Source organism: Shigella sp. FC1967 (assembly GCF_001743005.1).
In the GTDB taxonomy this organism is placed as follows: domain Bacteria; phylum Pseudomonadota; class Gammaproteobacteria; order Enterobacterales; family Enterobacteriaceae; genus Proteus.
The window spans coordinates 1-638 of the sequence record NZ_MIIZ01001148.1 but is presented as its reverse complement, the minus strand read 5'-3'; the positions used below and the strand labels follow the sequence as shown (position 1 = coordinate 638).

Here is a 638-nt window from a genome sequence, read left to right as displayed (position 1 = left end):
TTTTGGCAAATTTCCCCCAAACTTGCCTCGCTCTTAATTATCTCTTTTTTCCTTTCCGGTTGTGCCAATGCGGGCTCTTGGGGTGCAAAACCAGAAAACGCCATCTTGGGAGCCGGGCTTCAGGGCTATAACCACACACAATTTGAAATTTCAGGTTTTTCAATTAATGAAGGTTACGGCAGTATTGGCGGCACGGTCTGTTGTGTGATGATCCCTGAAAAATGGCGCCCTAATTTAATCGCACATATTCAATGGAAAAAGGTGGATACCACAAAATTTCCACCAGCACCTGATTTTGACCAAGTCGAAGCCTATAATCGCTGGGAGCAACAACTGCGCGATAATACCTCAACCCACGAAGCTTGGGTGCCTATTCCGCAATATGATAAAGAAGTGTGTGGGGTCGATGTCCATTTTTTACCTTGTGACGAAGTGAAAATCACCACTTCTTGCTATAGCTATGGTGATCCTGAATACCCGATTAATGAGCCTCATAATATGAAGGAGCCCGCCGTATGTTCGAAGAAATAAAAGCAGAACCAGTTTGGGTACCTAATCATTTCCCTGATAAAGGCCGATTAAAATTAACACAACAACAGATAGAACATAACTATAAAATACGAGAAGAAGAGAAACGA

At 42.8% G+C, this 638-nt stretch carries 1 protein-coding gene; it reads left to right on the top strand.

The window, feature by feature from the left end:
• On the top strand, positions 1-531 hold a 531-nt coding region (locus tag BHE89_RS19455; protein ID WP_141008349.1), incomplete at its 5' end, for a DUF3304 domain-containing protein.
• Positions 532-638 lie beyond the last annotated feature (107 nt).